The following is a 13,987-nucleotide window of genomic DNA, read 5'->3' on the forward strand; positions in this document are numbered from 1 at the left end:
GGGCTACACTTGCGCCGGTTTTGTTTGTCGGGCGGGGGGATAGAAGGATAATCCGCTCTACTGACCGAAAAGTTCAGCCGCTGTCCAGTCAGCAACAAAATCCGTGAGGGTGACACAATATTACGCCCTAAGGTAAGACTCTATCCAGTCTTCATCAACAATAAATATTATATGAAGTTAGTATATAAAGTCAAGGCGAAGTTTTTGTTTGAAAAGGAGGGTTTTTGTCGATAGGGCTTTTGCACCAAAAATATGGGTCAAAACCATGATTTTTAGGTGCAAAAATCGAATTTAAATAGTAGAATACAGTTATATATTTATTTCCTAATTTTACCCTGAGAATCAGTTAGCTGTTAAGCATATGTAAAGGTTACCATTAAGCCGACGGAAGTGCGGTGCAGAAGGAGCCCCCTATGGCAGAACATCCACGAGAGGACCCGGTGATTAGTAATCTATCTTCCCAAATTCCAGAACTCAGCATTCACCCGGGCGAGAGCGCCTGGCTGGAGCAGCTTGATATCACGGTACATGACTTCCCGTACATACACCCCTTGTTGCGGTCGGCATTCAGAGACTGGATCCCGGCAGTGTCCGCATTGGAAGTCGGCGGCCAGCTCTCATGGCTGCTTGCCGATTGGACAGCAGAGGTAATACACACCGAAGATAAGGCTATACTGAGTATCTGGCATGAGCGTATAAGCCAGCTGATGCGGACATGCCTGGACTCTGGCGAGACAACAGCGGTGAAGCTGTATGTAGATGCTGCGGAAGAACAACATATCATTGCAGCAGGGATTCCGGTTCGTACCAAAAGCAAAGCCGAGATATTTGCAGTACTCGGGTGTATTATTCAAGGATCGGCTGAAGAGATCGCCTTTGGCGAGCGGATTCTGGGTATGGCGCAGCAGCATTTCACGTCTTGCTTCTACCGCAGGTTCGAGAATACGTTCTTCAAAGATATGATCGCGATACAAGAACAGGCCAAACGTGAAGCTCAAAGAAGATCATTCCTGGTTGATGTAGTACAGAGGCTTCATGACAAGATTGATGTGGATGCGGTGCTGCATGAAGTGCTGGACAGCATTGTCAGGGTATACCCGAATGTCCACTTGGAGATCTTGATGTCCCAGGACCATCAAGGCTCTAATTCCAGGGTGAAGCTGCTGCAGTTGCAAGCGGATACAGATCCGTTATGTGTCCAGGCTTTTATGGAAGGGAAGCTGCTTCGTAACAGCTTTCGGGCAGAGAATGGACAGCAGCAGTTAGAGATCGCTGTTCCATTAAGCGGTAAGCAGGGAGTATATGGGGTGTTTCATTTGTTCATTCCGTATGAACATTTCGAGGAAGCCGATATCCAGTTGGTGGAAATGCTGGCCGATACGGCTGGAACAGCATTTGAGAACGCGAAGCTGTATGAACAGTCTAACCAGCTTATTCATGAGCTGAGGTTAATTAATGAATTGACCCAGCGGTTAAGTCAGAGCTTGCAGCTCAAAGAGATATTTAAGTTTGCAACCGATGAGCTATTGCATATATTTGGTGCCGAATACTGCTGTATTTCCCAACTTGATAAGGATAAGGACTTTTTTGAGATGGTCTCTACTAACGTCACTTTCTTGTCAAAAGAGATTTTTCCCAGAGACTGCGGTGTATGCGGCTTGGTCTATGCCACGAAGGAACCCATCATCCTATCGGATTATCACAGTTATGGAAGGGTATACTCCAGGCTGATGGAGGAGACAGGGTCTAGCTCCTTGATCGGAGTTCCCTTAATGATCCGGGGGGAAGTCAGCGGGACAATCCTGCTTACGCATACCCGCTCTAATTACTTCTCTTATGAGAATTATAAGCTGCTTCAGGTGCTGTCCACACATATCGGACTGGCGGTTGCGAACGCTTCCCTGCATGCAGAAGTTCGGCGGATGGCTAATAGGGATATGCTGACAGGATTGTTCGCCCGTCATTATCTGGATGACAAGCTGCTGGAATTCCAGCGCAGGGATGCGAAGGGCTCCCTTATTGTGGTGGACATAGATAAATTTAAGCAGGTTAATGATACCTATGGCCATCAGATTGGCGACACTATTCTAAAGCAGGTCTGCAATATCATTCAGTCCACCGTGCGCAAGATCGATGTCTGCGCACGGTGGGGAGGCGAGGAATTAGCGGTATATTTGCCTGGCATGGAGCTGGAGGAAGGTTATCAGCTTGCCGAGAATATACGCGAACGAGTGGCGGTTGAGACGACACCACCGGTTACGGTATCCTGCGGAGTATCCCACTGGAGCCGCAAAGATGAGAAGATTAGCGTAGAGTCACTTTTTTACCGGGCTGATATGGCACTATACCGTTCTAAGAACAACGGCCGTAACCAGACCCAAGTTGGCAGGGATAACCAATAAGTCTGAAAGGGCACCTAAGGGTGCTCTTTTATTTTGTCCGCAGATTCATCTGTATAAGTTGTTCCTTGTAGGAGAAATTAGGAGTAGCATTTATATTGTTCATGGATGGAAGGTGTGGGGGATGACCAAGCGAGCTATTGTAGGCAGGGCTGTAGTGATCATAATCATGGTAATGCTGATTGCATCATGTTCAAAGCCGAGGACGGCGCAGGATTGGTTCGACTTGACCTGGGCTGGACTGGCTGGAAGTGACACGCTCAGCTTCAAGGGTAACACCGTGCTGTTGCGAGCCAACCGGCCTCAGCCTGAGGGCAGTCTGGCATTCTCGGGAGAGCTGCGGAACCACCAGGTTCTGACGCTAATCGCAGACTCTCCTGTGAATCAGGAGAACTCCGGCTTGAAAGAGGCAGCTTCCAAAGGAAAAAGCCCTCTAACCACATTTCAACTGAATGGCAGAAAGTGGGCGGCTCTGGATCAGTCTCAGGGAGACCGTATACCTCATCCTCTTGCCCGGGTTAACCCTTTGGCACAGCTTGAAGAGATCCATAATACCAAATCCAAATCCCTCAGACTTGAGAGCGGTGCTGCAAGAGGAACAAAGGTACTACGGATCGAGCTTGCTCCAGAGGAAGCTAAGGCGCTGCTCCGCAGACAGCTTGGTGAAGAAATGGAGCTTGTCCTTGCGAACTGGAAGCGGGATAGCCAGCTGCTGCAATTGACTATCCCCGAGCGGGAAGCCCTGAACCGGGAAGTTCTGAAATTGTGGAGTCAGGGTAACGGCCAATTGTCAGATAAGTTGGATCAGGCAGAAGTTAGGGCGGTGTACCATTTGACTATAGATACAAAATCGGGTCTGCCAAGGCGGCTTACCTCCAATAACAAGATCACCTTTCCCGGAGACTCGAATTTAAATAAACCTGAGATCCTGGTTACTGACTGCAGCTTCAGATGAACAGGAGTTCCTTAGCAATCATCTAAATGCTACAATAGACAGGAATCAACCATTGTTAAATTAATGCAGCTAAGAGGAGGAACAAGAATGCGTGATCCAAGAATCGGGCAGCTGGCCAAGAACTTGGTGGAATACTCTGTTAACGTTCAGCCAGGGGAGAATGTGCTTGTTGAAATGATAGGTACAGAGCGGGATTTGTTGAATGCAATTGTTGAAGAAGTAGGCGAAAAGGGTGGAAACGCATTTGTGCAGCTCACGGACAGAACCGTGCAGCGGGCCATGCTTAAATATGGGAACAAGCAGCAGATCCAGACATGGGCCGAGATCGATCTGAACCGAATGAAGCAAATGCAGTGTTATATCGGAATCCGGGCGGGGGAGAATGTCAACGATCTGGCTGATGTACCTGAAGAAAAGATGAATTTATATAATTCGTTATACTCTCATCCTGTACATAGTGAACAGCGCGTCAAGCACACCAAATGGGTCGTACTGCGCTATCCTAATGCAAGTATGGCCCAGCTGGCCAATACCAGTACGGAAGCTTTCGAGGACTTCTACTTCGCGGTATGCAATCTGGATTATGCCAAGATGGATCGTGCTCAGGATGCTCTGGCTGCACTTATGAACCGGACGGATAAGGTGCGGATTGTAGCGGAAGGGACGGATCTTAACTTCTCGATCAAGGGCATTGGAGCCATTAAATGTTCAGGACAGAACAACATCCCCGACGGAGAGGTCTATACAGCACCTGTTCGTGACTCGGTCAATGGCACAATTAGTTTTAATACAGCCAGTCTGTACAACGGGGTAACATTCGAGAATATCAAGTTCCGTTTCGAGAATGGGAAAATCGTTGAAGCCTCTAGCAATGATACGGCTCGGATTAACGCCATTCTTGATGCGGATGAAGGCGCCCGTTATATCGGCGAATTCGCGATCGGTTTCAACCCTTATATCCTTCATCCGATGAAGGATACACTTTTTGATGAGAAGATTGCGGGCAGCTTCCACTTCACTCCCGGGCAGGCCTATGAGGTAGCGGATAACGGGAACCGGTCTTCCATTCACTGGGATCTTGTACAGATCCAGCGTCCGGATTATGGGGGCGGAGAAATTTATTTTGACGGACAACTGATACGCAAGGATGGACTGTTCGTTATTCCCGAACTTGAGGCATTAAATCCGGAGAACTTGAAATAGGAGATTTATCCTTGATTGGTAAGCGGATTCAAGGTATCATGAACATATATTAATATAAATAGAAAACGGAGGATATTCCATGGCGAACAACAATGCAGCGGTTGTAGAAATTGCACAAACAGCAGGAAGATTCACTTCTTCAATCGTGCTTCAAGCGGAGAACAAGTATATTGATGTTAAGAGTATTCTAGGTCTGTTCACCACTTTGGTCAGCTCGGAAAGCTACGAGCTTCATGTTCATGGACCGGATGCGGTAGAAGCTAAAGCAGCAGTATCTGAAGCTTTCGCAAAGCATGGTCTAAATGTTCGTGTAGTCGAAGAATAGGCTAGCACCGCAGCACTCCTGCCTGATGGCAGGGGTGTTTTTTTGTCCGGCGAGGAATCGGTTCTCCGCATGGCTGGCATTATTTTGCGAGGTTCTTGTATTGGTGTTCATTTTCGTCTAATATTAGGTTAAAGTAAATATAATCGTATGGTTAGACTGAAGATTTTGTACACGGGGGGGAAGATTGCATGACTTCATCTGATTTGCAGGAACAGTTGAATTTGAAAGCGCTGAGTCTTTTGCAAGAAGACGCAGATAAAATAGAGAAGCTAATTGAAGTGCAGATGGAGAATCTGGCAACACGTTATTGCCCTCTATATGAGGAAGTGCTTGATACCCAGATGTTCGGATTCTCGAAAGAGGTTGATTTTGCTGTGCGTGCAGGACTGGTTAATCCTCTGGTAGGCAAGCAGATCTTAAGCAAGCTAGAGCGCAATCTGGCCGTTCTCTATGAGGCCCTGAATACCAAAGAGTAGCCTGTCGCAGGATGGGCATACATAGAAATATACAAATAAAGCGTATGATCCGGATCCAACCGGACATACGCTTTATTTGTGTTATTACACCCAAAGTTCTCTAGATCAGGTAGAAGGATACACCGAGAATGGTGTATACCGCAAGCAGGAGAAGCCCCTCGTACCAGTTCGTGGCCCCGTCCTGGGTAATAGATTTGGCAATAAATACGGATACGCCGATGGCCGCAAGCTCAATGACCGTGAACACGATATCCATGGGCCGTCCCAGCATATGGCTGACAAAGATCAGAACTGGTGCGACGAAGAGAGCGATCTGCAAGCTGCTGCCCACTGCAATCTCTACCGCAGCTCCCATCTTGTTCTTCATAGCCAGCATAATCGCGGCACTGTGTTCAGCTGCGTTGCCGACAATAGCGACTACAAACGCACCGACAAAGATTTCGCTAAGACCGAATTTGGTCGTAAACGTATCCAGCGTATGTACCAGCCACTCACTGACAAAAGCTACCATGACCGTAGCAAGAATCAGATACAGTATCGACTTGCCTTTGGACCACGCTGGAGGATGCTCATGTGCCAGCTGTTCATCGTTGGTCTCGGTTACATCGCTCAAATACTTCTTATGTGTAATCATGGAGAAGACAAGCCACAGCAGGTAAGCCACAATAAGAATTCCTGCCACAACAAGGCTGAACACGTTCTTGTCTTCGGTATGTACGGCATGTGTGTTCAGGAAGATCGCAGGCACGAACAACGCGATAATTCCCAAGATCATTAGTGAACCGTTGAGCCCGGCAAGGGTGACATTGAAATTCTGAATCTTGTACTTCAAACCGCCGGCAAAAAGACTAAGCCCCAGCACGAGCAGAAGGTTGCCGATGATAGAACCCGTGATACTTGCTTTAACGATCTCAAATTGACCATTGCTGACAAGCAGGATTCCGATAATCAGCTCGGCAGCATTACCAAAAGTCGCGTTCAGAAATCCACCGAGACGCTGACCCGCATAATGAGCGACGCTTTCTGTTGCTTTCCCCAAGAATCCGGCAACAAATATTACCGCGATGGAGGAGATCACGAATTGCACCGTAGGATCCCAATGAGCGAAGTGACCGACCGCGCTAAGAAGGAACATTAAGATGAGCATACTTGGAAACCAAATCTTTTTCAAAAAACGACACCTCAACTTTTAAGTTATTTGATGTGGGCTTATAAGAGTACAAAAACAATATAACCATTATTGTACCCAATATAAACGTAAAATGCAGGGTGTTATGCATTTGTTCAATCCGTATTATATACGGAAGTTGGAAGAATGGTCCATAGTTGCTTTCATACCCGGCACCCATTACAATTAGAAATAATTAGATTTTTGGAGGGGGAATGACCATGACCGAGCAGTTGCAGCTTGAATTAGGGACCATTCGAATCTCGGATGATGTAGTATCTAAAATTGCGGGCATGGCTGCACTTGAGACTCCCGGTATCGCGGCAATGAGCGGCGGACTTTCTGAAGGCTGGGCGAAACGGCTTAGTGGCAAGAATGTGCAAAAGGGAGTTACTGTTGAGGTTGGCCAGCTGGAAGCCGCCATTGATCTGCGGATTATCGTGCTGTATGAGACACCGATTCATGAGGTGTGCCGCATGCTTCAGCAGAATGTACGGGTTGCCGTAGAGAGCTTAACAGGTCTGCAAGTCGTTGAAGTTAACATTAAGGTTGAGGGTGTGGCTTTCAAGGATGATGAGATGTAGGCGCATACGTCCTGAAGGTTAGAGGTACATAATCACTTATCGACCAACATCAAAAAGGCTGGCCCCCTGCAGATCTACTGCGGAGGCCAGCCTTTTGTCTATCGGAAGCTTCTTCTGGCAGGTCTATCGGACACGGCCTGCTTGATGACGACAGATTTGGTGCGCTCTTGACTGACTGGCAGGCTGGATTGTCTGGATATACTCAGCACAATGCCCATGCTTGCCATCATAACCATCAGGGAAGATCCGCCATAGCTAATAAACGGAAGTGTAACGCCTGTAATCGGAATCGTATTCGTAACACCGCCAATATTGATAAAAGCCTGAATCGCGATAAGTCCCATGATCCCTACACCAACCAAGGTTCCGAAATTATCCGGGCAGCGGAGAGAGACCAGAATACCTCGCCAGATAAAATAAATATAGAACAATAAAAAGAGCAAGGTACCGATGAATCCGAATTCTTCACCAATAACAGAGAAGATAAAGTCGTTATAAGAATTCGGAAGGTAATGAAGCTTCTGGACGCTCTGACCAAATCCTGTGCCAGTCACTCCGCCATGGCCGATGGCAATCAGAGAGTGGACAAGGTTGTAGGATACATCCTGAGGGTCCTTCAAAGGATCCAGGTAAGCTTCGAAACGGCCAATTTTGTAACTCTGTGTCTGCGTACCTGCGTCATCGCCCGGACTAATCTTGTCGAGCAGGAATTTGGCTCCCAGCACGATGCTTACACCAAGAATAAGAAGGGCAATAGAGCCGAGAATATGCTTCAAGTTGGCGCCTCCAGCGAATATAACCAGACCGGCCGTAGCAACAAGAATTACACAGGAGCCGAAATCCGGCTGAAGCATGATTAGTCCGCCTACAAATCCCACAATCAGCATCACCGGGATATAGCCGGTGCGCAGGTCACGGAAGCGTTCGCCTTTCTTGGAGATTAAGGCTGCCAGGTAGAGGATGATGGTGACCTTGGCCAGCTCGGAAGGCTGAACACCAAACGAACCGATACCGAACCAGCTTCTAGCTCCGTTAATATTTTTTCCTATATAAGGAACAAGTAACAACATAATTAAGGTGACTATGAACACAGGCACAAACAGTTTCTTGTATTTGGCATAAGGTATATTCATTGTAACTAGCATGCTCAGCAGTCCCAGCACGCCGAAGATCATTTGTTTCTTGGTGAAGTACATGGCATCAAAATTAAAATTTTTATTGACTATTGCAATGCTGGAGCTGGAGCTGAATACCATGACTAGACCGAATCCCACCATGAGCAGGGTAAGAATGAGCAGTTGAAAGTCAGGAGTCCCTTTTCTGGTCTGGGTGGTAGTGTTATTACTCATAGCCCGGGTCTCATGCCTCGAGCAGTTTCTTTAGTTCGGTCAGCTTCTGATTCGCCTTGCTCAGAACTTGGGACGGAATTGGAGACTCGTACTCAAGTCCATGAGGGAAGGTTGCGCGGCCCATGTAGACGGCCTCAATCGCGAGCACGGTATCTGGACGCTCCAGCTTGCCCTCCAGGGCGCGGGTATTGATGCGCAGAAAGTACTCGCTGTTGTTGTCTTCTATTTTATAATCATATGTAGCGCGATAATATTCCCACTGCCACCGAACAAACCCTACTTTCTCGGCGGATTCATCCAGATAAGCGAGGTCACTTTTAATTCCATCCAAACCAGTGTTTTCAAAAATCATTAGGTCATTGTCCTCCCTTGACATACAGTATATTCATTCATGATAGTATGTTTCCGGGAGTTGTGCAAGCACTCTCAGGGCCTTATGCAAAAGACTTTTCCGGCAGATCAGCGGTGTGTGTTACAATGATTGCAGCAGCTTAATAGCAGGTGATTGTGTGAACAAAGAGAAGGATGTGGCTGGGGTGACAGATCTAGAACTTGTAAAGTCTTTATTTCCGGAAATGGTGAAGAGAAGGCGTCACCTGCACCGGAATCCCGAAGTTTCCTATAAAGAAGAGAGAACATCGGCCTATGTTGCTGATATTTTGATACAGCTTGGTATAGAAGTTAGAACGGGAGTCGGCGGTTACGGGGTTGTCGGGATCATTAAGGGCAGGCTTCCCGGCCATACCGTTGCGCTGCGGGCGGACATGGATGCCCTGCCGATTCAGGACGAGAAGCGGTGCGATTATGCGTCTGAGGTTCCTGGTGTCATGCATGCTTGCGGTCATGATGGTCATACGGCCACACTGCTGGCGGTAGGGGAGTACTTTGCCAGACACGTGGACACGCTCCAAGGAGAAGTCCGCTTGATCTTCCAGCCGGCAGAAGAGGTGTGCCCGGGAGGGGCGGCCGCAATGATTCGGGATGGGGCGATTGACGGGGCGGATGTGATATACGGAGTTCATCTATGGACTCCGATCCCGGTAGGTACGGCGGCGAGTGCCTCAGGACCGTTCATGGCTTCAACAGATGAGTTCTTTGTGGATATGAAAGGACACGGCGGTCATGGAGGCATGCCTCATGCGGCGATTGACAGCGTTGTAGCAGGCGCGGCCCTTGTCATGCAGCTTCAGACGATTGTCAGCCGATCCATAGATCCTCTGGATCCTGCGGTAGTGACGATTGGCTCCATTCAGGGTGGGACCGTGCAGAATGTAATTGCAGAGCACTGTATCCTCTCAGGCACGGTCAGATGCTTCAAGGAGGAGACAAGGCACCTGATCCGAAGAAGAATTGAGGAGATGGCCGAGGGGACGGCCAAGGCGTACGGAACAGAGGCTGTTATCGACTATGTAATGGGATATCCTCCGCTGGTTAATCACGAAGCAGAGGTGAACCGCTTCTTCCGCGATGCGGGGAACGTGTTCGGCCTTCGGGCGGAAGTATCCCCGAAGATTATGCCGGCTGAGGATTTTGCTTATTATGTACAGCATATTCCCGGCTGCTTTGTTCTAGTGGGGGCTGGCAATCCAGACAAGAACGCCTCGTATCCACATCATCACCCGAAGTTTGACCTGGATGAAGATTCCATGCTGTATGCGGCGGGACTGCTAATTACCCTCGCGGAATCCTATATGAGGGAGCACGGATGAATAAATTCTGGTGATTTCTGGAGAATCTAATATATGAAGCAGGGAGCCCGCAGAGCTGCGGGCTTCTTTGCGCTTGAGAAGGATAGTGAATCCGTGACACGGAAGAAAGGATGTATGTATGGACGGGACAGGAGCATGCTTGGTTCAGCGGGATTTCACGGTACTTCTTGAGAAGGAGCATCCTGGCTTTGAAGCGGCAAGACGTGAGCTTGCAAGGTTCGCAGAGCTGGTGAAGAGCCCGGCTTCATTTCATACCTACCGGCTTACTCCTCTATCCATGTGGAACGCTGCAGCTCAGGGGATGAAGGCCGCTGAAATATTGGACAGCATCCGGGATTTGTCCAGGTCAAAGGTTCCCGATCAGGTGTTAAAGGAACTGACCATCTGGTTGTCGCGTTATGGAAAACTAAGGATGAGCCTATCTGCGGAACAACCAGGAGTTCTCGTCCTGGAAAGTGAATATCCGGAATTCATAGATGAAATTATGCACCTTGAACCTATACAGAGACTGGCGCTTGAGAGGACGGCGGCGACCCAGCTGTCCATTCCCGTCCGCAGCCGGGGAATAATTAAGCAGGATCTGACCCGGCTTGGTTACCCGGTACAAGATGAGGCAGGATACCATAGTGGACAACACTTATTCTTTCAGCTCCGTGACCAGTTGGCCGCAGGAGAGCAGTTCTCGCTCCGGCCATATCAGCACGAGAGTGTGAGTGCCATTGCAGGAAGTGAACCGGGGATAGGGGGAGGAAGCGGTGTGCTGGTTCTTCCTTGCGGTGCCGGGAAGACCGTTATCGGGCTTGCCGCTATGGCCAAGCTTCAGTGCGAGACCCTGATTCTTACTTCAAATGTAACCTCAGTCAGACAGTGGATCGGGGAGCTCAGGAGCAAATCAACATTGAGTGAACTCGAGATCGGAGAATACTCGGGTGATCGGAAGGAAGTCCGCCCGGTAACAGTCTCCACCTATCAGATCCTGTCACACCGCACTAAGAAGGAGGACGGCTTCAAGCATATGAGGCTGTTCAATGAGCGTGACTGGGGGCTGATCATCTATGACGAGGTTCATCTGCTGCCTGCCCCGGTCTTTCGCGTTACAGCTGAGATCCAGGCGACTCGCCGTCTCGGACTTACGGCCACGCTCGTGCGTGAAGATGGATGTGAGAAGGACGTATTCTCTCTGATTGGTCCCAAGCTGTACGAGATGCCATGGAGAGACCTGGAACGGGAGGGCTGGATAGCTCAGGTGAAGTGCTGGGAGATTCGCGTACCCATGAGTGATTCGCTTCGAATGAAATATTCGTTAGCAGAGGGCAGACAGAAATTCAGATTAGCTGCCGAGAATCCCGGGAAGCTGGAGAAAGTGAAGGAGCTGATCGCCGCCCACCCAGGGAGACAAGTATTAATAATCGGTCAATATCTGGACCAGCTGAGGCTTCTATCCGATCAGCTTCAAGCTCCGTTAATAACAGGAGACATGCCACAGCAGGAGCGAACCGGATTATTCACTGCCTTTCGGAGCGGAAGCATCTCCCTATTGATTGTGTCCAAAGTGGCGAATTTCGCGGTTGATCTGCCAGATGCTTCTGTAGGCATTCAAGTGTCCGGCAGCTTTGGCTCCAGGCAGGAGGAGGCCCAGCGGTTAGGCAGACTCCTTCGGCCCAAGTCAGGGGACAATCGGGCCTATTTCTATACCTTGGTCTCGGACGGGAGCCGGGAGGAGGAGTTCGCCATGCGAAGACAGCTGTTCCTGATTGAACAGGGTTACGAATACCTGGTAATTCCCACGCATGATGAAGGCGGCGGAGTGAGGGGGGCTGCACAGTGACTATTCAATCAGGCACTACAGAGTGGGCTGCAGGGCTTGAAGCCTCTGAACTCGGGAAGCTAACCTTGAGTCTGATTATTCAAAGTTATGCCGGCCAGCCCTTCAAGCTGGAACAGCTTGAGAAGCTCGCGAGAGACGGAATCAGTGGAGCTGAGCTGCGTCTCGGTGTTCTCTCCCTGGTTAGAACAGGGGTCGTCTGCGCCGTGAAGAAGACTTGGGGGGAGAGGCTGTATTTCATCAATGGCCGCATGTTCCCCAAGCTTCAGGCCAGCCTGCTGGGACCTGTACCATGGCGCGAAGAGACTGAGGATAGGGTGACTTTAGACCGCGAAGGCAGACCCGGAATTGAGATAGATCTATTCCGGGTCCTGGTGTGGGCCGGGCAGCATGGCCTGCCGCTAACGGCCAAAGGAACAATTCATCAGAAGACTCTAAACCGGATCGGCGGGTTGATCCTGCTCCAGCCGGGTGATCTCAGGCACATGCCGCTTCATTATCCCCACAGAGACGTCTATCCGGCTAATATAGCGATTGTACTGGATCTGCTGTTGGCACTGGGGCTCTTGGAAAGGAACGGCAGCTTGAGTGTAAGTGAATCGGCTGCGGACAGCTGGTTAAGGCTTGATCCATCCTCTATGCGTCTTGCTGTGTACACGCAGCTTCTGACACGTTATGTTCCTGCGGATCCGAATCTGCAGCATTACGTCTATGCGCTAAGCACGGAATATATTCAAGAGGGAGTATGGTACCCCCTCGAAGATATCACAAGCTGGCTGCAGAGGCACCATATGCTTGCAGATCCTCTAGCCGAGGTGCAGATCACCTTCATGCATGGCTGGCTTGAAATGCTCTGCGGTTTGGGGTTCGTAGATTTAGGACTAGGGAGAGAGGGGGAGACGGCGTTTCGCTGGAGGAACAGGCCAAGGCTTCAGGAACAGATAAGTACAAATTGTACTGACAATACCGATGCAGGGCATTCCGCGGCTGGACTTGAAGGCAGGTTCTACGTTCAGCCGGATTTTGAGATTCTGGTGCCCTGCGATGTTCCTTATCTGCCAAGATGGGAGCTGGAGCTCTATGCACACGGAGTAACTTATGATGCGATGTCGGTATATAAGTTAAGCCGTGAATCTGTCGCCCTTGCTCTTGAGCACGGGCGTAATCCCGCAGATATTGCCGTATTTCTGGAGAACTGGGCAGCTTCAGGAATCCCGGACAATGTCCGGAGTGCTCTGGGACAATGGGAGAAGGAGCTTGGCCGGACATCCCTTGAGCAGCGTGTGCTTCTCCGTTGCACGGATGCTGAAGCTGCTGAGATCATTAACAGCTTCAGCGGAGGGCAGATCAGGTTTGAGCGAATCGGCCCTCTTCATTTCATTGTGCATGACCAGGATTTGAAGGCCTTTTGCAAAGTGCTGAATCAACTGGATCTGACTCCGCGGAAGCCAGACCTATCAGAATCGACTTTGACCTATCCGAGATTCAGCCTGGACTTCCCGGCAGCCGGTGACTATGTATTTAACGAAGTCATGGAGAAGGGTCATGATTATCTAGGCTATGGCTCAAAAGAACCACAGGGATGGATATTCAGCGGCACAGCTTTACATATCTATGAACGGGATGTAACCGAGATGGCGTTAGCCGACCTATTCCCGGGTATGGAGGAAATCCCGCAAGCCTGGTGCAAGGAATTAAGAAGCTACCATGCCTCTACCGCCAAGGCACTGATCCAGCAGGCGCTGGCATGGCGGACCAAGATCAGACTCGGGATGGACGGGGAGGTCATTGAAGCTCTCCCACTTGGACTGCTAAGCGGCAGCCCTTGGAAGGTCGAATTACTGATGCTGCCATCTGCCCAGATTCGGGAGCTTACATGCTCCCAGTGGGACTCCTTGCAGCTGCTGCTTCCTCGGGATTGATGTATTACAGGTTAAGTCTTCTTATCGTATAGCGTTTATGATATGATAATCCTGTCTACCTTTTGGGTGGAA

At 49.5% G+C, this 13,987-nt stretch carries 12 protein-coding genes; 9 read left to right on the plus strand and 3 right to left on the minus strand.

Features of this window, described 5'->3' with window-relative positions:
• Positions 1-413 precede the first annotated feature (413 nt).
• The 5 genes from LDO05_RS07410 (at position 414) to LDO05_RS07430 (ending at position 5,358) form a co-directional block, all read left to right on the plus strand.
• On the plus strand, positions 414-2,402 hold the full coding sequence (locus LDO05_RS07410) for a sensor domain-containing diguanylate cyclase (RefSeq protein ID WP_251378210.1): 1,989 nt from the start codon (positions 414-416) through the stop codon (positions 2,400-2,402).
• Positions 2,403-2,523: 121 nt separating this feature from the next.
• Complete coding sequence (locus tag LDO05_RS07415; RefSeq protein ID WP_251378211.1) at positions 2,524-3,354, plus strand: hypothetical protein; 831 nt, start codon at positions 2,524-2,526, stop codon at positions 3,352-3,354.
• 87 nt (positions 3,355-3,441) lie between these two features.
• A complete protein-coding gene (locus tag LDO05_RS07420; protein ID WP_251378212.1) occupies positions 3,442-4,557 on the plus strand; it encodes an aminopeptidase in 1,116 nt (371 codons plus the stop codon).
• A gap of 79 nt (positions 4,558-4,636) precedes the next feature.
• The gene (locus LDO05_RS07425; protein WP_251378213.1) at positions 4,637-4,882 is read left to right on the plus strand and encodes an HPr family phosphocarrier protein; all 246 of its coding nucleotides are present in this window, start codon (positions 4,637-4,639) and stop codon (positions 4,880-4,882) included.
• A gap of 188 nt (positions 4,883-5,070) precedes the next feature.
• Positions 5,071-5,358 carry an Fpa/YlaN family protein gene (locus LDO05_RS07430; protein WP_251378214.1) on the plus strand — a complete coding sequence of 96 codons (288 nt, stop codon included), beginning with the start codon at positions 5,071-5,073 and terminating at the stop codon, positions 5,356-5,358.
• Positions 5,359-5,458: 100 nt separating this feature from the next.
• Here LDO05_RS07430 and cax read toward each other — a convergent pair whose 3' ends face one another.
• Positions 5,459-6,529: a calcium/proton exchanger gene (gene cax, locus LDO05_RS07435; protein ID WP_251378215.1), complete on the minus strand. Its 1,071-nt coding sequence runs from the start codon at positions 6,527-6,529 to the stop codon at positions 5,459-5,461.
• Between the two features lie 218 nt (positions 6,530-6,747).
• On the opposite strand from cax, the gene LDO05_RS07440 reads away from it, so the two are divergent.
• Entirely contained in the window at positions 6,748-7,110 is a 363-nt protein-coding gene (locus LDO05_RS07440; protein WP_251378216.1) for an Asp23/Gls24 family envelope stress response protein, read from the plus strand.
• Between the two features lie 98 nt (positions 7,111-7,208).
• Here LDO05_RS07440 and ftsW read toward each other — a convergent pair whose 3' ends face one another.
• Together ftsW and LDO05_RS07450 are read right to left on the minus strand one after the other, a co-directional pair.
• The gene (ftsW, locus tag LDO05_RS07445; RefSeq protein ID WP_251378217.1) at positions 7,209-8,459 is read right to left on the minus strand and encodes a putative lipid II flippase FtsW; all 1,251 of its coding nucleotides are present in this window, start codon (positions 8,457-8,459) and stop codon (positions 7,209-7,211) included.
• A gap of 10 nt (positions 8,460-8,469) precedes the next feature.
• On the minus strand, positions 8,470-8,811 hold the full coding sequence (locus LDO05_RS07450; RefSeq protein WP_251378218.1) for a YugN family protein: 342 nt from the start codon (positions 8,809-8,811) through the stop codon (positions 8,470-8,472).
• A gap of 223 nt (positions 8,812-9,034) precedes the next feature.
• Between LDO05_RS07450 and LDO05_RS07455 the strand changes: the two genes are divergently transcribed.
• The 3 genes from LDO05_RS07455 to LDO05_RS07465 all read left to right on the plus strand — a co-directional run bounded on the left by LDO05_RS07455 (position 9,035) and on the right by LDO05_RS07465 (position 13,915).
• A complete protein-coding gene (locus LDO05_RS07455) occupies positions 9,035-10,168 on the plus strand; it encodes an amidohydrolase (protein WP_251378651.1) in 1,134 nt (377 codons plus the stop codon).
• A 118-nt stretch (positions 10,169-10,286) separates the two neighbouring features.
• A complete protein-coding gene (locus LDO05_RS07460; RefSeq protein WP_251378219.1) occupies positions 10,287-11,996 on the plus strand; it encodes a DNA repair helicase XPB in 1,710 nt (569 codons plus the stop codon).
• A complete protein-coding gene (locus tag LDO05_RS07465; RefSeq protein ID WP_251378220.1) occupies positions 11,993-13,915 on the plus strand; it encodes a helicase-associated domain-containing protein in 1,923 nt (640 codons plus the stop codon). The genes LDO05_RS07460 and LDO05_RS07465 overlap by 4 nt, the downstream gene beginning before the upstream one ends.
• Positions 13,916-13,987: the final 72 nt, after the last annotated feature.

This window comes from Paenibacillus sp. YPG26 (assembly GCF_023704175.1).
In the GTDB taxonomy this organism is placed as follows: domain Bacteria; phylum Bacillota; class Bacilli; order Paenibacillales; family Paenibacillaceae; genus Fontibacillus.

Excerpts from the sequence above, each read along its gene's own strand:
- ftsW (WP_251378217.1), bottom strand. The coding sequence starts at position 8,459 with ATGAGTAATAACACTACCACCCAGACCAGAAAAGGGACTCCTGACTTT.
- LDO05_RS07460 (WP_251378219.1), top strand. The coding sequence starts at position 10,287 with ATGGACGGGACAGGAGCATGCTTGGTTCAGCGGGATTTCACGGTACTT.
- LDO05_RS07420 (WP_251378212.1), top strand. The coding sequence starts at position 3,442 with ATGCGTGATCCAAGAATCGGGCAGCTGGCCAAGAACTTGGTGGAATAC.
- LDO05_RS07440 (WP_251378216.1), top strand. The coding sequence starts at position 6,748 with ATGACCGAGCAGTTGCAGCTTGAATTAGGGACCATTCGAATCTCGGAT.
- LDO05_RS07455 (WP_251378651.1), top strand. The coding sequence starts at position 9,035 with ATGGTGAAGAGAAGGCGTCACCTGCACCGGAATCCCGAAGTTTCCTAT.
- LDO05_RS07450 (WP_251378218.1), bottom strand. The coding sequence starts at position 8,811 with ATGATTTTTGAAAACACTGGTTTGGATGGAATTAAAAGTGACCTCGCT.
- LDO05_RS07415 (WP_251378211.1), top strand. The coding sequence starts at position 2,524 with ATGACCAAGCGAGCTATTGTAGGCAGGGCTGTAGTGATCATAATCATG.
- LDO05_RS07430 (WP_251378214.1), top strand. The coding sequence starts at position 5,071 with ATGACTTCATCTGATTTGCAGGAACAGTTGAATTTGAAAGCGCTGAGT.
- LDO05_RS07425 (WP_251378213.1), top strand. The coding sequence starts at position 4,637 with ATGGCGAACAACAATGCAGCGGTTGTAGAAATTGCACAAACAGCAGGA.
- LDO05_RS07410 (WP_251378210.1), top strand. The coding sequence starts at position 414 with ATGGCAGAACATCCACGAGAGGACCCGGTGATTAGTAATCTATCTTCC.